This is a genomic window from Pseudomonas orientalis, from assembly GCF_002934065.1.
GTDB lineage: Bacteria > Pseudomonadota > Gammaproteobacteria > Pseudomonadales > Pseudomonadaceae > Aquipseudomonas > Aquipseudomonas orientalis_A.
This window is the reverse complement of record NZ_CP018049.1, coordinates 1,205,144-1,227,361: the sequence shown is the minus strand read 5'-3', so window position 1 is coordinate 1,227,361 and position 22,218 is coordinate 1,205,144. Positions and strand designations below refer to the sequence as shown.

The window sequence follows — 22,218 nt, the reverse complement described above, 5'->3', positions numbered from 1 at the left end:
TTCTCGGTGTGATAGAGCCATCGACGCTACAGACTGCCCGACACCCAATGTCGATAGACAGTTACTGCCAGACGCTCCCCTGCGCGAATCTAGTCTGAGGGCCCGACCCACTTCAGAAAACAAGCCATGAGCACCATTGCCCCCTCGACACACGAAGATAAAGGCCAGCACTACGAAGTCATTCGCAAAGCCTTGCCCGACTGGATCACTACGCTGTCGGCATCACGTGTCAGCGCCTTGAAGTCCAGCCGCAAAACCATTGCGCCCTGGTATAAAAGTGCCTCGCCCCACCAGCATCAATTATTGAAAACTGCGATTGCCGAACATTGGCAAACCCAAACCCTTGTCGACCAGAAACTCGCCCCGGTCACCGACCTCAAAGGCTTTGCCGAGCCGTTGTTGAAAGCTGCGCTGAAACAGCAATACAACCTCGATATTGATGTCCGCAGCACCTACCTGCGGCTCTATGCCCCGGTCAAGCGGGCATGGTGGGTCGGGGATTTTGGCGCTGGTGTGCAAAGCCGCACGGTGTCGCTGCTGGACGCGGCACTGCACAACTTTGCCGACAGCGAGGCGTTTACCGCCGATTCGCAATTCATCACCCAGCCCGACGCCTTGGGCCATTTCGACGTCGTCCCGCTGAAAGCCCGGCTGTCGATCCAGCAGTTCAAAACGCTGGTTCGCGACCTGGACATCGGCGCCCGGTACCAACAGCACCTTGAGAACTATCTCGGCCGCACCGCCCCAGTGGTCGAAGGCGTACTGCGCGCCCGGGTGGTACTCAACCAGCAGGCCGCCCTCACGGTGGCAGCACGCATGGCGTTGATCAAGGGCGATATCCTGGCGTTGGATCATGCGTTGATCACAGGCTTGGTCAGGGGCCAGAAAAACCTGATGCTCGACGGCCAGGCCGCCCACTGCCATGACCTGAGCCTGATGGACGCGACCTTGACCGGCGTGGTACTGATTGCCGCCGACCTGGAAGCCAATCGCCAGGCATCACCCGTGATCGTCTATATCCCGGATGACCCGCAGCACCCACTCAAGCGCTATGCCTCGACGGTAGCGTTCATGCAGGCGCTGACGGGGCAACTGCGCCAGCCCGACTATCAGCAATTCTTCAGCCGGTTTGTCGAGCATCAGTACCAGGGGCATTTTTTCAACCAGTTGGGCGCGCGTTTGAGCCAGGTGAAATGGTATCGGCACACGCCCGGCGATCCACGGCCGAGCTGGCGCAAAACGCCAATCGACACCCCCAACCTGCAGTTCAGCGTGACGCGTGTACACACACCACTGTGGGAGCATTTGTATCAGCAAAGCCTCAATAAAATCCTCAACGATGCCCGTGAGCTGGCCATCTCCACCGCCTACGCCGATCGCATGGCACGTTGGGTCTGGTGGGACAATCTGGAAAAAATCCTCTCGGACATTCTCAACGCGGCGCTGTTAGTGGTGACCCCCTTCGTACCGTTTTTGGGCGAATTGATGTTGGCCTATACCGCTTACCAACTCGCCGACGAGGTGTTCGAAGGGTTGTTGGATTGGGCTGAAGGCCAGGGCCTGGAGGCCATTGAACATGTGGCGGGGGTGACGGAGAGCGTGGTGCAACTGATCGCCTTCGGCGCCGCCGGGCAACTGGCCCACCTCAAGCTCTCCACCTTTGTCGAAGGTTTGAAGCCTGTGACGCTGGCTGACGGCAAAACCCGTTTATGGCATGCGGACTTACGCCCTTATGAACAAAAAACCGTAACCCTGGCCCCCGGTTCAAAACCCGATGCCCATGGGTTTCACTCCCACGCCGGCAAAAAAATCCTGCGCCTGGAAAACAAACACTACGAAGTCAGCCAGGCCGCCGACACCGACCCGCACCGGATCATCCACCCACAACGCGCCGAGGCTTATCGCCCTGAAGTGCGGCTCAACGGTCACGGCGCCGTGGTGCTGGAGGGCGAAGATCCCCGGGCCTGGAGCGACTCACAACTGTTCCAGCGCCTGAGCCCGACCACCGCCACCTGGCCAGAAGCACACCTGCAGCAGTTGCGCGCGATCAGTGGTATCGAACCTGACACGCTGCGCCATACCTACACTGAAAACCAACCACCGCCGCCGTTGCTGGCCGACACCTTGGGTCGCCTTGAACTGCGGCAGCACATCGAGACCCTCAGCGATCCTGCCGCCGACAACGGTGAAGCGGCCTACTGGGCGGCCGACATGGTCACGCGGATGGACGGCTGGCCCAGCGGTAAAGCGCTCGCCGTATTCGAAGCGTCGGACTTGAGCGGCGAGTCGATCCAACATGGCGCGATGCAGGCAACGCCGGACGCAACATTGACCCTCAGCCGTGAGGACCTGCTGGCCGGCCGATTGGCCCAGCGAGTGGTGGACTTTCTGAATGAAACCGAACTCGCCGGGTTGCTCGGCGAACCTTTGCCCGCCGACAACAACACCCGAGTACACACCCTGCGTGAACACCTGAGCCGTTACGTGACCTCGCGTAAAGACGACATCTTCGAGCACCTGTACAGTTTCAAACGCCAATCCAACAGCACTCACGGGTTACTGCTGCAACGGCAGTTTCCCGAGCTGCCCGACAGCCTGGCCGGGGCGATAGTGGCCCAGGCCCGCCCGGCTGAAGTGCAGTTGATGAGCAAAGAACAACGCGTGCCCCTGCGCCTCAAACACCAGGCCAGGGAGTTGCAGTTTGAAACGCGAACCACCCACGCCTACGAAGGTTTCTACCCGGACAACGCGCCCACACCCGATACCGAACGGCTGCTGCTCAACGCGTTGAGAATCCACAGTGACGCCTTCGGCGACCTGCGCCTGAGCATCCGCGAGCAACAGCCCAGCGGGCAATTGCGTTGCCGCGTCGGCCCGGACGACGCGACCACCGATACGTTGCTGATACGCACAGCGCCAGGACGATACGTGCTCCATGGCGCCAGCGCCGATACCGCTTTGGATCTGTATGAAGCCGTGCTTCAAGCCATACCGCGTAACACCCTGGGCTTCGCGCCAGGCGACAGCGAAGCGCTGCGCCAATGGCTGACACGTACCCTGCAACCGCCCGCCGAGCGCCGCACGGTGTTGGCCGAACCGCCAACCCTTGACGTCGCCTCCCCTGCTATCCAGCACCTGCTGCAAAAGCCTCGGTTCAGCGCCCTGCGCCACAGGCTGGGTCTTGCCGGCGTTGAGGAGCGGCTCAAGGCCCTGTATCCGACGCTGACCGAAGACGACGTGACGGCCTACGCCCAATCGCTGCGCTCGACCGAAGGGCAACACCTGTTGATCGAGCTTGAAACCCAAAAGAAAACCCTGTGCAAGTCTCTCAAAGACTGGCAAGAACGCCCCGCCGCCGGCACCCAGAGACGCCGCCCGGCACTCCCGGAGCAGTTGTTCAGGAAACGCGTGAGCGCGCTCATACAGCAGAGCTGGGAGCAATCGGCCAAGGGTCATGAAACGGACTTCGGTGAGCGTCGAGTGGGTGGCGAACTGGACCTGCGCGGAGAAACCATCTATGGCTTCTTGCAGAGCTTTCCCCCCCTCGATACCCGGCTGGAGCACATCACCAACCTCAACCTGGCAGGCACTGACTTCACGGATGCCGACAGCCCCTTCCTGAATAACTTCCCCAACCTGCGCCTTCTGGATATCACCGGTAAACGCCTGAACACTCTCCCCCAGGCCGTCACCGGCATGCGTCGCCTCACCCACCTGGGCCTGGCCGAAAATCCGATTCGATGGCGTGCGCGGGACCTGGAGCACCTCAGGCAATTGAACCATCTGAAGGTGTTGATCCTCTCGCACAACGAACACCTGGTCACACCACCGGACATCAGCCGGATGCCGGAACTGCGCATACTGGCGCTCAATAACACGCTCATTCGCGATTGGCCCATAGGGCTGTTCGAACTGCCGCGCTCGCCCGACCTCAACCTGAACCTGTTGAATACACGGATCACCCAAGTACCGATTGTCGAACCCGGTTCGGCGCACGCCGAACTGGTGACACGAGCCCGCCTGGACACCAACAAACTGGCGAGCGACGCCGAGGACCGGCTGGTCCGCTACCGCCGCGCAGCTGGCCTGGACCCCTATCGCACCTACCCCCCACGCGGTGAACTGGACAGTCAGTTCTGGCTTGAGCACCTGCCCCCCGAACAACGCCAGGGGTGGCAGGAGATTTGGGACGACCTTGAACGAGAGCACGGCTCCCAGGGCTTTTTCGAGGTCATCAAAAGCCAGCAGCTCCCGGCCCCTGACATCGTCCACGACCCGGACGATCTGATGCGCTACAACCTGAACCTGAGCCAATTGCGTACCAATGTGCTACGCCTGCTGAGGGCCGCCGACAGTGACGAGCCAACCCGCACCGCGCTATTCAACCTGAGCGCCACGCCGACCAACTGCGCCGATGCGGGCGCCCAACTGTTCAACGCCATGGGTATCGAAGCCATGAAGCTGGAGGCTTGGCGCAAGCCCACCGTTGAAGCTCGCACCCATGCATTGGTGCGGCTGGCCAAACAAAAGGCACGGCTGGACAAGGTCAATCGAATCGCACAGCGCGATATCCAGAGCCGTCTCAATACCCCCACGCGCAATGAAGATGGCAGTGAAGGCCCGCCCTTGCGGCTGACCACCGATGTCACCAACGGCGTGGCGGGCACAGTGGATGAAGTCGAGGTGTACAGCGCCTATCAGACAAGCCTGAAGAGCCGCCTGGATCTGCCTTGGCTGGCGGATCACATGCTCTATCGCGATGCCAGCAACGTCGAAGCCAGAAAACTGGTCGACGCCTACGACAAAGTCATTGAGGAGGAGCAAGGTGATGGGCTGGTGAACCAAATGCTTGAGCAGTACTTCTGGAGCGACTACTTGCTCAATATGCATCCCGACGAATACCGGACAATCAAATGCCAGCATGAACTAGTCAGTGAAACCATCGACGATTTGCGCCTGGCTCAAAACGCCTGGGCGGCCAATGAACAACTGTCGGCGCAGCGCAGGAATTCCGCCACCACAGCCCAACTGCGGCAGCGTCTGCTCGATCTGGCAGACACGCTGAATGTCCCCCATGAACACGTCCTGACCGGCGAGCCTATGACAGAAGAGCTGTACTTGAGCCTGTTTCTCAAGAGTTTCTACGATGAACAGGAGCTGGGCCGCCGCCTGACTCGCAAGGCCATGGTTGCCGCCGGGGTTTAACCCTCACTCCCATTGCACAAGCGAGCAGGTCCCTCTAAACAGGCGCAAACAGCCGCTATCGACCTTTCAGCGGCAGGTCCTTGCGCCCAGACTCCGTCTGAACGTGTGTGCTTGACCCGTACCCTGACCCGTACCCTGAATAGTTACCGCCGACACAACCCGCCCCCACCCCATGCTGAAGGTTCATCCATCAGCATGAGGGCATTGCCAATGAGCACGTCGAACCCACCAGCAGCATCACCGCCGCTTCAAGAAACACTTACCCACCTGCTTGAAATCGACCCGGCACTGCGTACTCAAACCCAGGAGCCTGCCGTATTACCACCTGAACTGCTTGCGCTGGAAAAAATCAACACTACCCTGATCAACGCCAACAAAATCTTGCTGGCGAGGTCACGCAGTTTGTTTGAGGCATTGGCACTGGCAGACCTTACTCAAGAGGCCGGAAAAACATTACTCGCCCAGCTCAAAACCGACTTGAACAAGCACCTGCAAGGCCTTGACGAAGCCAGCACCGTGGACAATCAAGGCCGCAAGAGCTACCTCATCCAAACGGCTGGCCTTGCAGCGTTGGAGCAGCAGGCCAAACTTGATATGCGCGATTACCTGCTGGCCCCCGCCGAGCAGCGCATGGTTGAAGACTGCTCCCGAAGCCCGGACTATCGACCGGGGATGTACTCGCTCAACTTCAGCTACCAGGACAACACCGTAGAGTTTGCCGGGGCCTTTGTGCTTACGCGCAAATCCAGCCCAGTCGTGGATAACCTGACGTCCGGGAAAGACGTCGGCCAAGTCCTGTTGTTCACCCCAAGCCGAGGCCTGGAGGCCTTCGACTCGCTGGCGCAACTGGACCAGCGACTCAAGGCGACGCTGGCGTTGCCGGCGGGCCAGGAGGAATTCTGCCAACACCTGCCTGTGCGTTATCAGGCGCTGGACGTCGATGACATCTGGCCTTTGCAATTGCTGCCCATCGACGACGAGCCATTGTTCGAACATACCTGCAACGCGATCATCGACAAGCGCAGCCAGGACATCGATTGGGCATTGAGCCTGGTTGAAAACCCGCTGCACGAGGCAACGCTGCTCCAGTCAGCCCTGGACAACGCGGTGAAGGCCGCACTGCCAGACTTGTCGTCACGCTTGGCGTTCAGGCGCCAACAGCTACTGGAGCGCAGCGTCTATAACAGCTTGCCGCACTGGTATCGCAATGCAGCTGCGACGGACCAGCAAACCCTGAGTCGTTTCATGCAGGATTACAATCAGGCCCGGGCCACCTATATCGAGTTGCTGGGGCCTGTCGCTTCGCCTCAAGCGCTGGCAAATTTCCAGTTGACCGAGTATCTGGACGAAGCGCTGGAAATCCACGACCTGGACCCGCACCACCTGAACATCACCACCCGGCGCAACGTCACCAATGTCGGCACCTATGAGCAGACACGCAACCTGGTGCAGTTAAGCTATGACGGGCTGCACACCGGCGACGAGTTGCCGGGCTCTGATTTTTTGGCTAATACCACCCTGGCCTACGCGGGCGCGGCACTGCAAGGCGACCATGCCATTGTGAACGCGCAGAGCCTGCTCGACCTACTGCGCGAACCCGGCCTGCAACCGCGCCTGGACTTTGCCGCGCTACAAAAAAAAATGCAGGCCGATACTGAATTCAACAAGGCTGCTCGCGACCTGTTTGATCATCGGCTGGTGTTGCTGGCCTTTATCGCCCGGTTGCGAGGCGACCTGAGCCAGGCAGACCATAGCCTGTTCGACACGTTGCGAGCCGGTACGAACCCGCGCCTGTGCGCGCGAACCGTGCTGCTGCATGGCGCGCAACTCAAAGACCTGTGGTTATTGCGCGAGGAGGATGCCGACGGCCAAATCCGGCGCTTGCTGTTGTGCACCCCGGATTCGCCACGTGAGCGACAGTTCCTGGTATTTGCCACCGAGCGCGAATGCCAGACGCATATCATCGGTTGGGCCGATGACAAAACGCGGCATAAGGGTCGCACCATGAGCGACTACCTGTTGGAGCAATGCCCGCTGCGTTTTCGCCCGAAGATGGGCACCTTCCTCGCCGGGCTGGGCTTCAGGCCCGACGCAAAGGAGCACGAAGAGGTGACATTCGGCCCTGTGTGCTCCCACACGGTCTGCCTGGACGCCATGGTCGTTCATTCGCAAAGCGCAGCGCAGGACGACTACGAATACAGCACCCCGCTCTGGTATCGCTCGGCCAAGCCGCAAGACCGAACCCGTTTGACCCGCCTTGCCGAAGATGCCGCAGGTGCCTTGCGCGTCTATAACGCCATGCCCGATTCAGAAGCGAACTTCATTACCTTCAATGCCTACCTGCACGATAAAGCCAAACTGAGCCTGAACAGTTTGCTGGGCCGCACTCAGAATGATGTTGACCCGGACAGCGTATACATTTCGGCGCCGTGGCCACTGCTGGGCGGTATGCCGAAGCCCATCACCTATACCCGGCTGTACAGAGACGGCTACACGGATAACGTCGGGTTTATCGACCCGAAATTTTCCACCTCGGCCACGTTCAGCGGCCCGGTGGGAGTGGACCTGAGTCGCTTGACCCCGCAGAACGTATCAAGGTCGGTAACGGGTGTATGGATCGGTCAACGCTACACCGACGAGGTTCGTGCCAAGTTGCAAAGCGCGAGTAGCCCTGGTTACGCCAGAAGGCGCGACGCCACCTTGGCGATCACACAATTGCAGATGAAGTACGCAGCGCTCGATTGCTGCCTGCGCGGCCATATCGCCCGGGTCGACTTGACCTGGCTGGAGCGTGCCATCGACAGCCTGGGCGATACGGCGGCTGCGACCCGCTCCACCTACCCTGTACATCGCCTGATGCTTGACGGCGATTGGGTGATGGGCAACTACCTGTTCAGCCACGCCGATAACCCGGTTTTGCTCTACACCCCCAACGCACCCGATGGCATCAGCTTTCGTGAGGCGAAGCTGTTCAACTACTGGCTGAAAAAAGTCGACGGCGTGTCGGGTTACCTGCAGGGTCGGGTGCCGGTCCAGTCCCAGGTACGGATCGGGATGTTTCTGAAGACTGCCCGCGATGGATTGCCAGCGACGATTGACCGTACCACTCCAAGCCCGGCGCGCTATGACCGGACAACCTCCGACACAACGCTGATAGACCTGCGCAATGACCTCTACAACATGGTATTGCAGCGAAAAATTGATGATGTGATTGCCACCACAGTCAATCGAACCGAGATGATCATGGGGATTCTCTGGACGTGCGTAGAACTGGTCACCGCCATCGCCACCATCCCTTTTCCCGTATTGAGCCTGGGCCTGGGTGGTTTGCTGGCGTTCAAGGACGCGATGCTCGCCATCAGTGCCTACCAGCAGGGTGACATGGCCGGGGCCTTGAGACACTACATCGGCTACCTGGCTAACGTGGGCGGTGCTGTGTTGTTTGACTTTCGCCCGGCCCTGAAAGGCCCTTTCAATACACTGTCCATCAGACCCGTTACTAAAGCGATACAGCAGACCACGCTGATCAACGATATTGACCCAGGCATTGCTGCCGGAATGCAACCGGTGATGTTCAAGGGCAAACCGTTCTGGATCAAGAGCACACCGGATTCTCTGGGGCGGCATCTGCTGTTTCACCATGACCCGGTCACCGGGCAAATGCAGTCGACTGCACGTTTGGTCAACAAGAATACCGATGGCCACTGGATACGCTCCGGGGTTGCCGCAGGCGGGCGCAGAAAGACCTACACGGTACTCCAGGAGGAAGTGGACCAGCCACTGGCGCGCTACGAGATTGCATCCGAGCAAGGCAAGTACTTCAGAACAGCGCTCAACCCTGAATATGTGCGCAACGTCGTCAACTATCCGGATGACGTTATTGCGCAGGGCGTACGTGAAGGGGCCCATTTTGATTTGAAGCCTCTACGTGAGAGCTATCCCAATCAGGTGAAACACCTGACTGAAGATGCGCAGGCGCTTTACGCCTCGCCTCCAGCACGCGCGGACCGCACCGGTTTGCCGGTACTGGCACCGGATTCCAGCCCGTCTACCGTACTTGCCACCCTGTTCCCACTCAAGAAGCGGCTGATCATTGGCGCATCCAATACCAGCGTTGCCAGTAAGCAGTTACTGATCGAAAACCTGCCGGCCCTGGCAGCGCAAGGACTCAAGCGCTTGCACATCGAAAACCTTCCGGCCGATATTTTTCGCACCAAACTCAAAATAATCAACGGCGAAACCAAGGGCAATCTTGCGCATGCCTTGAAGCAGGTCGAGGACCATCTGGCGCGGGTCGACGCAGCCTTGGGCTGGGATGCAGATGCGCCTTTTACCTTCCGTAAACTGATGCTTGAAGCCCACCGGCACAAGGTCGCGATCGACGGCGTGGATGCCTCGAGCTCCTATCATATGGAGCATGTGCTGGAGCTCTCTGAGAAAGAGCGATTTATCCCGCGTAACAGTCAACTCAGAAACTTCTATTCCCACCAGGCGCTTGCGCAAAACGATCCCGATGATGGCTGGATCGCCCTGGTAGATCACGTTCGCATAGGCAGTACCGACGAGGTGCCGGGGCTGGCCGACTTGCAGAATGTCATCGCCTTGCGTGTGGATGATGCTATCCCAGGCCAGGCAGTGGGCATCCTGCCTGATACATCCTCCGCCGCGCTTTCCCGGGGTGATTACAAGCTGACAATGGCCACCACCGCCCAAACCTTGCCGAAGGCCGGCCCCTCGAGAACGGTACAGGTCCCCCCATCACCGTCTCATTACAATGAGTTTGATCTGCCCGCATCGTTCAAACCGGACCTGGACGAGATGGTGCACAGGCATCAAAGCTTTGACACCCACTACGGACCTGCAGCGGGAGACCCGTACCATCCGGCGCGGCAGGCGTTCGAGCAAACACGCAATCGCCTGGATGAAGCCGCCAAAAAGGCTTTTACCGCTTACACGCCACTGCCCCGCCCGGACTTCGCCGACCTCGCCAGGGCGACCAGTGAGGAGGCATTTATCAGGCAGCTGTATAAAAAGATACGGGGACTGGTTATCGGCGAATCCCATCTTGATACCTACAGCAAACAGTTCCTGATCAAATACATGAAGCTGTTGAAGAAGGAGGGCGTCGAGACCTTGTACCTGGAGCACCTGTTCACCGATCTGCATCAGGCGGAACTGGAGCTTTTCTACCGCACGAGCAAAATGCCGAAGAACCTGAAACGCTATCTGAGAGCGCAAGATGCCGGCCATATGCACAGTTATACCGGGCCCGACACCTACACCAATGTGGTCAAAGCCGCGAACAAGGCGGGCATTCGTGTGCGTGCGCTCGATTGTACGGCCAGCTATTACGTTAAAGGCATGAACACGAACAACCCCCGCACGAACCTTTTCAACTATTTCGCCAATGAGGTGATCAAGGCCGACCAGTTGGCACAGGGCCCGCATAAATGGGTAGCGCTCATGGGGGACACCCACTGCGATACGTACTTGGGTGTCCCGGGCATTGCGCAATTGCAGGATGGGGTCAGCTTGAGGATACGCGATGTTCCCCCCACCCAGGCATTACCGCTGCAGAGGGGAGGATGGGAATTCGCCGAGGGGCAGATTGGCTCTCCCGGGACAAAAGCCATGCGCAGTGACTTCAAATTGCACGCCGGTATTGCCGGTAAGCGCGCGCCGTCGCCTAAAACTGCACCGAATCGCGCATGGCTGAGAAATGTCGACGATTTCCTGATCGAGCAGCCCTCAAGCACTGAAGCCAATGTGGTCTTCCGTACCATTCTCGGAGGGCAGGCGAGCGCCCCTATTAAAATTGACGACCTGGGGAAGTTCTTTGTTGAAGATTTTCCGCTATTGAAAGATAAACGTTTCACAACGTTGGAACAGGTGAGCCAGGCACTTAAAGACGACGCGTATATGACCCCCGTTTCCGCTACGACCCTGCCGAGCGCGCGGCTGAGAACCATCGGCGACGCCCTGATCGAGCGACCTACTATTCTTGATACCTGGTTGGTCCACCATTCCAACAGCGGAGAAGTTGTTCGCACGCTTATTGAACAGGACGCCAGTAATCAGTTCTTTATTAAACGTTGGAACCTGGACAACAGGCGCTTCCGGACGGTCGAACATTTGATCGAGGCACTCAAGCGAGAAGTCCATTTGTCATTTGTCACCCCTACAGCTTCGCCCCGAACGCGGCTGGTATCGGCAGGTCAATTCGTGGTTGAGCAACGGGCTTCACCGCCTCAAGCCACTGTGATCCACCGCTCCGGTGATATGAATATATATTCCACCGTCGTTGAAACAAATGCCGAGGGGCAGTTCTCTATTGATCGTTGGCCGCAGTTGCAAAATAAACGTTATCCAACGCTGGATGATTTGATTGATGCCCTCTTAAAGGACGTGGGTTTGACCGCCGCTTCATAACGCCGTGATCGGTTTTGGCCCTGCCCGTTCCCGGGGCGGGGCTTTATTGACCATTGAGGGGCATATCGGTCTTCCATCGCAACCCGGTAGTGGTTCCACGCACCACCCACCACTGACCGTGCGGCAGCGGCAAGGGCGATGTAGTGGTTATGTAGGCCTGCCCTTTTCGAGGGGGTGATTAGTGTAGATCGGGTTGATCATCCGACTATTCATTCAAAGGCACCACTACCATGCTACTCGAACGCCCCTACCTCCACGCTGCCAGCCACGCGACACAGGGTATTCACTTTGACTTTATCCGGCGCGCAATACCGGATTGGCTCAGCACTGCCACGCTGACCCGCGTTCGCGCAATGCGGGCCGCCAGCCCTTATGTCTATACCCGCCTCAAGGCTCTCGACGCGCCTGCTGACCCTGTCCAGAGAGAAGCGATGGGCGAATATTGGGCAGCCAGGAACGCTTTGGATGAGCAACTCAAATACATGAAGGACGTGTATTCATTCGCCGAGCGCCTGCTCAAAAAAGCCTTACGGGAATACGGCAACATTGATGTGAGAAACACCTTTATTCGTCTTTATGCCCCCGCCAAGAACAGCTGGTGGGTCATTGGCGTACACAAAGGGGTGACCAGCCGAACCGTGTCGTTGCTGGATGCCGCACTGCATAACTTTAGCGCCAGTGAGCAGTTTGACGACTATGCTTTTTTGTCCAGCGCCGACGCTCGCGGCCAGCAGAACATCCTGGCGCTGACCTCCAACACCAGTGGTCAACCCCTGACGGCAGTGGGTTTCAAAAACCTGTGCCGCACGCTCGATATCGGTCGGCAATACCAGACACGACTATTAAGCACCCTGGGTTTCAGCAATCAGGTTCAGGCCCATACCTTACGGCTCAAGGTGATTGCCTGCGACAAGGCCTCGCTTAAATATGCCGCCTGCATCGCCTTTTCACAGCAACACATCAAAGCCGATGCAAGGCGTTTGCTCTTTGATATCGTCGAGGGCAAGCCCACTCCATCCCTGGATGGCATACCGGTGGAGTACTACAACCTGAGCCTGCTGGATGCCCGCTTGAGCGGTGTCCTGGTGATTGCCGCGCCACAAGGCCGCGACAAACACATCGAACGTTTGATTGCCTATATCCCCGAGGACCCGGAGCATCCCTTGAAGGAATACGCCTCGCCGGTCGCGTTCATGAACGAGCTGACGCGCCAACTGCGCGACAGCCCTTCGCCCCCCGATGCAACGGGCCAACCGCAGACCAAGGCCACCTACCGGCAATTCTTCAGTCAATTTATCGACCACAAACAACGCGGGCATTTTTTCGCTGAACTGCAAAGCCGCCTATACAAAGTGCAGTGGCATCAAAAGGCACGCACCGACAGCGGCCCCAGCTGGCAAACCCTTGCGGTCGACACGCCGCAATTGCACTTCAGCGTGCAAAACATCTTTGACGATTACCAGAACCGCCCGCCCTCAGGCCACTCAGAACCCGATACGCTGTGGCATTACCTGTACCGGGTCAGACTCAACAAGATCGTCAACGATACCCGGGAAATTGCCATCACCACCGCCTATTCAGACCGGATGGCACGCTGGGCCTGGTGGGACAACCTGAGCAAGATCCTGTCGGACATTTTTAATGCCGCGCTACTGGTGGTCACCCCGTTCGTGCCGTTCCTGGGCGAGTTGATGCTCGCCTACACCGCCTACCAGGTGGCCAACGATGTGTTCGAAGGTATCGTTGACTGGGCGCAGGGCAAAGGGCTGGAAGCCATCGGTCATGTCATGGAGGTAATGGAGGCGGTGGTGCAGTTGGGGGTTTGGGTAGGGGCCGGCACTATCGGCCAGACGCTCACCCTCAAGCTGTCACCGTTCGTTGAAGGCCTGCACCCGGTGGAGCTTGCCAGCGGCGAAAAACGCTTGTGGAACCCGGATCTTTCTCCTTACAAACAAAGCATCAGCCTGCCCAAAGGCATCAACCCTGATGCGCAAGGCTTATATCAACATGCGCAAAAACCCTGGCTGGCTCATGCTGACAAACACTATCAGCTCACGCCTGACCCGCAACTGCCCTACCACCGCATCGAGCATCCCAATCGGCCGCAAGCCTATCGACCGAAAGTACGGCTCAATGGCAACGGGGCCTGGGTGCATGAAGGCGAACAACCGCGCAGTTGGGACGATGACACGCTGATGCGCCGTATCAGCCCCGCCACCCAGGCGCTCACGACCGAGCAGCTCGAACAGATCCGTATCATCAGTGGCAGCGATCCCGACCATCTACGCCATATGTACGTGCGCAATCAACCGTCCCCGCCGCTGCTGGTAGATACCCTCGAACGCTTTCGCGCCGGCCGGTTTGCCGAAGAATCGGCCCGTAAGATACGCACAGGTCAGGCACTCGAGCCGTACTCCTACTGGTTCGAACAGGCCGTCACAGAACTCCCCGGCTGGCCGCCAAACAAAGCCCTGGAGGTGTTTCACAACAGCGACCTGAGCGGCGCGTCGCGCAAGTACGGCAATGCCACCGCCCTGCGGGCCGATACCCTGACCATCAGCCTGGCCGACGTGATGGCGACCAAACTGCCGGAGCGCGTGTTGGGCTTTCTCGAAGAACAGCAGGTCAATACGTTGCTGGGCGAAACCTTACCCCCGGCACAACGAGCCCAAGCGCTGCGCAATCAATTAGCCAGTTACGTGGATGGCTTTGGCGGCCACATCGCCAACAGTCACTATCAATTGGACCAAGCCAGCAGCGATCCGCACATAGCCCTGCTGCGCCAGACCTTTCCCGAACTGCCGCTGAGCAGCGCCAATGCCTTGCTCAAACAGGCCTGGCCCGAAGAATTAAAGGCAATGACCGAAGAACAGGGCCTGCCCCTGCGCCTTAAAAGCCTGGCTCGAGAACTGGACTTCGACAACCAGGCCAGTCGTGCCGTCGAAGGGCTTTACCCTCCCCGGCAATCATCGGCACAAAGCGAACGGTTGGTGCTCAACACCCTGCGTTTGCACAGCGACTCATTCAGCGGCCTGAAAATCGATATACGTGACAACAGCCCCACCGGCCCCCTGCGCTGCAGCGTCGGGGAAGCCGATGCGCCCCAGACGCGTACCCTGGTGCGTAACGCTCAAGGCAGTTATGAAGTATTCGATGGCGAGTCCAAGTCGCGGAATCACACCGCCGATCTGTACGAGTCTGTGCTCTGGACCCTGGCGCAGGTTCCGGAACGCACCCCACCCTATGCCGTCGGCGAAGGTGAGCGGTTCAGGCAGTGGGTGATCGAGCACAGTCAGGCACCGGCCGAGCGACGCCTGGCATTGGCCGAACCGCCCGTGCGGATGCAACCCGCCACCGAAACCGAAGTGCTGCTGGGCGGCGGCGTATGCTGCAAGATGAGCCGAACCGACAGCGATAACACGCGGCCAAAAACGATTGCCGAACGCATCAAATTGCTCCTCCCCAACATGAGCAAAGATGGCGTCCGACGCTTATCCAGCACGCTGGGGACGCTCGAAGGCGAGCAGACACTGGCGCAGATGGAGTCGCAAAAACAGCAGCTATTCCAGCAGCTCAATGCCTACATCAAGGGCCCGATCCACAGGGAATCGACACTGTTGGAGCCGGAAGTACGCAAACGTCGATCCGAAGTCGCAATACGCCTCTACGACGGCTGGAGCAATGGCCTGACTGTTCACCTGGACGAGAGTTTCGAACACCGAGGTGGCATCGCCCTCGATTTATTCAACACCAACATGCCCGATGAGCTACCTACCCTTAGCGTGCCGCTGAACCACATCAGCGACGTGGACCTGCGCGGTTGCGATTTTGCAGACAGTCACACCGCCTTCCTGAACAACTTCCCTCATCTGCGCGATCTCGACCTGAGCCATAACCGCATCACCCAGTTACCCGAGACTCTCGGCAACCTCAAACGCCTGCGGCGATTGCACTTGGAAAAAAATGCTCTGGTGCTGGATGACTCGGCCATTGCCACGCTCAAACGCCTCAAGCGCCTCAAACAACTTGAGATGGCTGGCAACCCATTGGGGCAACCGCCGGATATCAGCCAGATGCCAAACTTGACCTTGCTGAACCTGCGCGACACACAAATCAAGGATTGGCCTGCCGGGCTGGTGGGCCAATCCCGCCCACGGGGGTTCCAATTGGACCTGAGCGAGAACCCGATCACCCAGTTACCCCATGTGGCGCCAGGCTCGGATGATGCCGACATCATCGCTCGTACACGCCTGGACCAAGGCAAGCTCACCTCGGACTTTCAAGACTTGCTCGCCGAATACCGCGAGTCCGTGGGGTTGGACCCGCTGCGCTTCTACGCCCCCAAAGGCGAGAGCACGCCCTGGCTCACCTACATCAAGCCTGAAGAGGTTGAACGTCACCGGCAACTCTGGAATGAGATTGAAAAAGAGCCGGGCTCCCAGGGCCTGTTTGAAGTGATCAAGTCCCTTGAGGAGCCGGATGCATTTCAAGCCGAGGCGGACCGCTTGGCCTACCAGAGCAATCGCCCTGAACTGAGCCAGAGAGTCTGGCGACTGCTCAGAGCAGTGGAAGCCGACAGTGAATTGCGCGAACGCGTGTTCAAGGATACCCGCTACCCTGGATTGTGCCCCGATGCGGGCGCGCTGATCTTTCAGAAACTGGGCATCGAAGTACTCGCCAGCGAAGCCTATCGAACCAGCACATCACCGGCGGAGCTTGAGGCCAGGCTGGTGGTATTGGCCCGCGGAGCCGCGCGCGATGCTTATATGGGCAAAGCCATTGGCGAAGATATCGCCCACCGCCTCAAACCCAAAGAACAGGGCGGGCTGGGACAACGACTGTGGTCGCAGGTCGTCAACGGCGAGCATGGAGAGGTCGATGAGGCCGGCATTCACCTGGCCTATCGCAGCACATTGGCAGACCGCCTGGAGCTACCGTGGCTATCTACCCATATGACCTACCGTACCCTGGCTGATGTCACACCCGAGCAGATCGAAAAAGTTGCCAGCGCAGTCGCCAGGCTTGAAGAAGGTGACGGGCTGGTGAATCAGATGCTGCTGGACACCGGCTGGGAGCGTTACCTCGAGCAGCACTACCCCACCGCCAAATGGAACAATGACACCGCCTTCGACCTGAAATATGCTCAGCTCGACGAACTGCAAGCGCTGCAACAGCAATACGCAGACTCGCAAGACCTGCCTGAGACCGATCTGGAACCCCAGCGGGAAAAGCTGCGCAGCTTGGCATGGGTGCTGGAGTTGGACGAAAGCAGCGTGTTATCCGGTAACCCCATGAGCTCGACACTGTACGATACGACTCTCAACGAGCTGGGCTACCGTCACAACCAGTGGCTGCGAGATCTGACCCGCGAAGCGTTGAACCGCGCAGGCCCCCGCAAGAAACGGACTTGATCAAGGCGCCGGAAAATCAAACACCAGCTGCACCGTGCCGTAATACTCGCCGCCCTTGTAACCGTCCGCCGGTTCGATGGCGGCAATTTCCAGCTCGGCGCGGCGGCCGGTACGTGCCTCGTCGGCGCTGAGGACCTGGGTCGAATCCAGCGTCAGCGGCACCCGGTTGAACAACACCTGCAGTTCGATACGGTTGCGGCCACTCAACAGGTAAGGCGTATCCCCCAGGCGCGCGGTCACCCCGCCATTGATGTTTTTCACGTCGAAATTCTTGCGCAGGCGGCCCAACCGGGCAGTCGCCAGGTCCCAGGCCAGCACCTGGTCATGCCCCATCCAGTCGGGCTCGGAGGGCAGCACATAAGCCTCATGGATCGGGATGGTCACCGACACATCGAACGTGTGGCGCTCCTGGAACGCCAGCGCCCGCTCGCCCATCAGCACGGGCGCCATCAGTACCGCCAGTACCGTCAGTTGCTTGAACATAGTCATCACCCGTTACTGCTGACCGACATCGGTTTTTTGTTGCGGCCCTCGATCATCTGGAAGTTGAACTGGCGCCCCGGCTTTTTCTCGAGCACCAACTGGCGACCGGGCAGGATGTGGTGCTTGGTGGTGGCCTCACAGTCGGTCTTTTTCGCCACCGAACAATCGCGGAACTCATCAAGCACCACCACGCTGTTGCCGGCATTACGCAAGCTGTACTGGCTGGCGGTCTCGCTGATCCGGGTATCAAAACGGGTGTCTTGCGGACGCACGAAGAACACCGTGCCATACCCGGCCATGACGTTGACCCCGGCTGCCAGGGCGTTCTTGTATTCGGCGCGCTCGGCATCGGTGACAGCGAAGTCATCTTCCTTTTCCGGCACCACCGGAATGAAGCGCACGCGGAAATAGCGCTCCTTGTCTCGCTGGCCCATGTACAGCAAACGCGTGCCCTGACGCCCGCCGGCCGGTACGATCAGACGCGCCGGGCTGGCCATCAGGCCGTCGCGATTGGTGGTGCTGCCTTTGGCGTCGGTCATCGACGCGACGGGCACTTCCCGGGACGTGCCGTCGGCGTTGTAGACGATCTCCAGCACATTGACCTTGATAAACGCGGTACTGGTGCCGCCGTTGTAGACCCGCTTGAGGTAGGAACTGCGATCGCCCTCCAGGTAGTCATAGACCACCCCAACGTTGATCGCCGGCCCTGCATAAGCGCTCAGCGACATCAGGAACAGTCCCACCGATAACACTGCATGTTTCATGTTTGATTACGCCTTATTGAATGAGCCCAGCCAGGGGCTGAGATGCGGCCAATACCCGCTCAGACTTCTGAATCCCAGATCACCGTGACCACGCCCGAATAGGTGCTGCCCGGATGTTCGAGCATCCCTTTGACGTCGTCGTTTTCGACTTCAAAGTGCAGTTTTCCGGAGCGGTTGTTCACATAAAACACCGGCTGGAACAGCTCGGTGCCCACGCCATCCAGGCGCAGGGGCAGCTTGTTGACGGCTTGCCCGGCCTGGTCCTGCATGCCAAATGGCAGGCTGACAGCCACCTGCAACGGCACCTGGTCCCCCGCGTCATTGCGCAAGCCACAGGTGTTGCCCACCGCAAGGCCGCATTCGAGCTGCATCTTGAAACGCCCACTGGCGGAAATGACGAAGGTCTGGTCACGGAATAACCGCGCTGGCTGGCGCCCACGGTTGAGCCAGGCTTGCCAGCCACCTTCGGGTAGCAATTCGATGCGGTTGCCGCCTGGCGGCAGGTCAACCTTGAGGTTGTGCTCGACCGACAAGGTAAAGTTGAAGGTGAGTACGTTGTCATCCGGGATCATCGCATCGCCGAAATCGACGTCACCGCCCGGCCCCATACTGTAAGTGATGCTCCCCTCATACACACCGGCGTCCATCCCCAGCGGGTTGGGAGTCTTGAGTTCATAGCCATACTCAAGCGTGGAGTAGCTCATACGCGCGATTTCGTAACCGTTGGTCACACTGCAAGCCCCGGCGTTTTCAGGCACGATCCAGAAAAACAGCGCGAAGTTGGTCCCTGCCGCAATGTAATTGATCGGCATACACGGCGAGGGCGCCCCGTACCAGTAGCGGTTCCAGCTTGCATCCGTAGTCGCCCAAGAAGATACCGGCGCATTCCACCGCCCTCCAATTCCAGCCATGCGCATCTGTACCGTTTCCACTCTGCCGGTGCCTCTGTGCGTCACTTGCAGATCACGGAATGCTGAAGGCACCTTGAAGTAGGCGCTCTTGCGTGGGTCGTCGGGATAGGCCGGTATGGGTCCAGTCGAATAGGCCCTGAACGAGCTATTACGAATACTGAAGGTATTGACCGCCTCACATTTGGCCGGAACGTGCCAAGGGCATAACCCACTTTGCGGCGTCGTGTTGATGAACTTGTTGCTCATGGGGTTAGAGGGGTCAGGGCGAAAGACTGCGGTAATCTCCTCCACGATGGCCAGCGCCGGCTGGCTGAACGCCCCCAGGGCCACCGCCAACACGCAAGGTCCTGCGAACTGTTTGATTGCTGTATTAACACTCATAAAAATCCCGGTTCTTTTATCCGAACCGCCGTTAACCAGCGGTTTCGGCGTTGTGGGTCGCTTCTGCGAGCGTGTCCTTGGTGCAGCGCAAATCGCCGATCATCAACACGTCGTTTTCGTTCGGCGCATTGCTGGGGTCCAAGCGAAACTGGCAAAGCAACTGGTTTTGGTAGCGCACTTGCAAGGTGGGTGCGCTGGAACTCATTTCCATCGAGAAGAACCCGTCCACTTCGCTGACTCCACGGCTGGCATGGTTGATCACGTGATGGCCCTTGAGCGGTGCACCGCGTTCATCCAACAAGCGGCCGAGCACGGTGACGGTTTTCATCACGGTGATTTTCCGGTAGTCCACGCCGCCTTTGTTCAGGTGATAGCTGGCGCGGGTCGGCTGGATATTGGCGGCGGGCGGATGATTGCCTTCAAAGTCGAAGCTCACACTGCTGCTCTTGTAGGCCGAGACCGGTACGTAATTGCGCCCCGGACGCAAGATTGCGCCACCACCGCCGAGGTCGTCGGCGCGCAGGGCGATTTCGTCGAGGTCGGTTTCCACGTCGATGATCATGCCGGCGCCGTTGCCTTGGTATTGGCTACTCAGCAGCATCTTGCCGGCACCGGCAACGAAGGTGCTGTTGAGGTTCAAGCCACCGCTGAGGTCGCCATTGAAGGAACTGCGCTGTACAAAACCGTCACCGCTGAGCGCGTCCGTATTGAAGCTGGCCATGCTCGACAGGCCGACGCCATAGGTGTCGGTGATCGCCGTCGCCGAAACGCTTTGCAGGAAGTGATCGGAGAGGTCCTGGCGCAAGGTCACCGAGGCGTTATTATCGCGCCCGCCATCACGGGCAGTCCGTGTGCCGATGCTGCCGGAAATCTGCCGGCCTTCACTGCCCAGATTGACACTCACGCTCACATCCACACCCCGGTTGCGCGCGTCGTTGGTACCGGCGCTGCCGGGTCGGTCGAACACCGAAAAACGCCAGTTGGCATCGCTGCCGAACAGGTTGTCGTGGCGGCTCCAGCCCAGGTCAAGCCCCGCGCCCTCGATATTGCCCTCACTGTGGGACAGGCGCATGTTCAGGGTGTTTTTCGCGTCGAGCCGGTGGTTGACCGACAACGCGGTGTTGCTGGCCTCACCCACGAAGGTATTGCGGCGCAGACGCGTACCGTCCGGCAGTGTTTCGTAGGTGTCACGAGTGTCCAGCCAACTGCGGTTATGGCTGAACACCAGGTTGGTTGAGCCCAGGGTGTAGAGCCCTTGCAGGTCCATGCCGATGCCATGTTCCTGGGTCTGGTACAGGTTGGCATAGACGCTGGTGTTATTGGCCACCGTCCAGTCCATCGACCCGCCGTACTGGAGTTGCTCGCGCACCTGGCGGGCCGACAGGCCGAGGATCACGCGCGGGTGTATCAGATAGTTGAGCGACGCACCGGCCGTCATCGCGCCCGAGGCCTGCTCATCCCAGTTGCTGAAGAGTTTGGTCTCGCGCCCGGCGAACAGGTTGTAGCGCCAGCGGTCTTCGGCGTTGCGCCAGTTGCTGGGCTTGTAGACCAACTCCTGGGTAGTACTGGTGGTCAGGCCGTCTTCCACCAGGCGCACTTCCACTTCATAAATGCCGCCGGGCAGTGGCCGGGTATCCAGGGTTTGCAGGCCGGCCGCTACCGCCTGAGTGTTGATCAACAAGCCGTTGCGGTAGATCTCCACCGCCGCCTGGCGGTTGGCGGTGACGTAGATCGGGTACACGCTGGGCTTGGAATTGTTGATGGCCAGGCTGTCGGAACTGCCATACATCAGGCCCAGCGCCGTATCGGGGCTGGCGCCGAAGCTGCGCAATTGACGGGTCAGACCATCGGAATTGGGGGTGAAATGGCCAAGGCGGAAAAACTGCCCTTCCAACTCACGCTGGGTATACAGCTCGTGGATCGCATGGCGCACTTGTTCTTCATCGCCACTCTGCCGCGCCAGTTGCAGGTTGAGCACCTGGCTCCAGTTGCCAAGGCTGGAGCTGGCTTGCAAGCCGTAGCGACCGCCCAGGCTGTCTTCCTGGCTGCCGTTGAGGTTGAGCTGGTTGTTAATGATCAGCCCCAGGCTGCCGCCTTCGGGTTGGTCATAGAAACGCGGAATGTCGTCACTGCGTTCGACGTCCTGGGTGAGGATCGACAACTGCGAGCTTTCCAGGTTGTAGAACGCCGAGATCATTTTTTCCGGGCAGGCCTGGGTGCAGGCGCCCAGGGCCACGCCTTTTTCCAACAGGGCTTGCCAGGTATCACGGGTAGCGGCCGGGACTTTGCTGTCGCCGGTGTCGGTGAATTCGAGCAAGGTCACGCGATCATCCCGTGACAGCACAATCAGAGCCTCGCCCAGCGGTTGCTGGTCAAGGTCCACCCGCACCGCCAAAGGCACGTCGAAAAAGTGATCACTGAAACCTGCGGGCAGGCCTTGGGCCTGGGTAATCAAGCTGCCAGGGGTTGCAGCGCCGGAGGCAGCAGGTGCAGCCAGCGCACTCGTACACATCAACAGCGCAAGCGCAGCCGCGATAGGCGTCATCGGAAACATGAACGGATACCCTGAATGCCAAGAGATAAAAAAACCAGGTCGGCGGACAGAGAAGGGAATCAGCCGACCTGCAAGTGAAT

The 22,218-nt window shown here is 59.2% G+C and carries 7 protein-coding genes; 3 read left to right on the top strand and 4 right to left on the bottom strand.

What is annotated here, in order from left to right; all coding sequences use genetic code 11:
• Positions 1-126: 126 nt before the first annotated feature.
• From BOP93_RS05440 to BOP93_RS05430, 3 genes are all read left to right on the top strand, one after another.
• Positions 127-5,205, top strand: a complete 5,079-nt coding sequence (locus BOP93_RS05440; protein WP_104501822.1) for a dermonecrotic toxin domain-containing protein — start codon at positions 127-129, stop codon at positions 5,203-5,205.
• A gap of 210 nt (positions 5,206-5,415) precedes the next feature.
• Positions 5,416-11,634: a membrane-targeted effector domain-containing toxin gene (locus BOP93_RS05435; RefSeq protein WP_104501821.1), complete on the top strand. Its 6,219-nt coding sequence runs from the start codon at positions 5,416-5,418 to the stop codon at positions 11,632-11,634.
• A gap of 230 nt (positions 11,635-11,864) precedes the next feature.
• Positions 11,865-17,045, top strand: a complete 5,181-nt coding sequence (locus tag BOP93_RS05430; RefSeq protein ID WP_104501820.1) for a dermonecrotic toxin domain-containing protein — start codon at positions 11,865-11,867, stop codon at positions 17,043-17,045.
• Here the strand turns inward: BOP93_RS05430 and BOP93_RS05425 are convergent, their stop codons facing one another.
• Genes BOP93_RS05425 through BOP93_RS05410 form a run of 4 tightly spaced genes read right to left on the bottom strand, consistent with a single transcriptional unit; the run spans position 17,046 to position 22,138 of the window.
• The gene (locus tag BOP93_RS05425; RefSeq protein ID WP_104505240.1) at positions 17,046-17,528 is read right to left on the bottom strand and encodes a CS1 type fimbrial major subunit; all 483 of its coding nucleotides are present in this window, start codon (positions 17,526-17,528) and stop codon (positions 17,046-17,048) included.
• Between the two features lie 5 nt (positions 17,529-17,533).
• On the bottom strand, positions 17,534-18,292 hold the full coding sequence (locus tag BOP93_RS05420) for a pilus assembly protein (protein ID WP_104501819.1): 759 nt from the start codon (positions 18,290-18,292) through the stop codon (positions 17,534-17,536).
• A 59-nt stretch (positions 18,293-18,351) separates the two neighbouring features.
• Positions 18,352-19,584, bottom strand: a complete 1,233-nt coding sequence (locus BOP93_RS05415) for a hypothetical protein (RefSeq protein WP_104501818.1) — start codon at positions 19,582-19,584, stop codon at positions 18,352-18,354.
• 31 nt (positions 19,585-19,615) lie between these two features.
• Entirely contained in the window at positions 19,616-22,138 is a 2,523-nt protein-coding gene (locus tag BOP93_RS05410) for a CS1-pili formation C-terminal domain-containing protein (RefSeq protein WP_104501817.1), read from the bottom strand.
• Positions 22,139-22,218 lie beyond the last annotated feature (80 nt).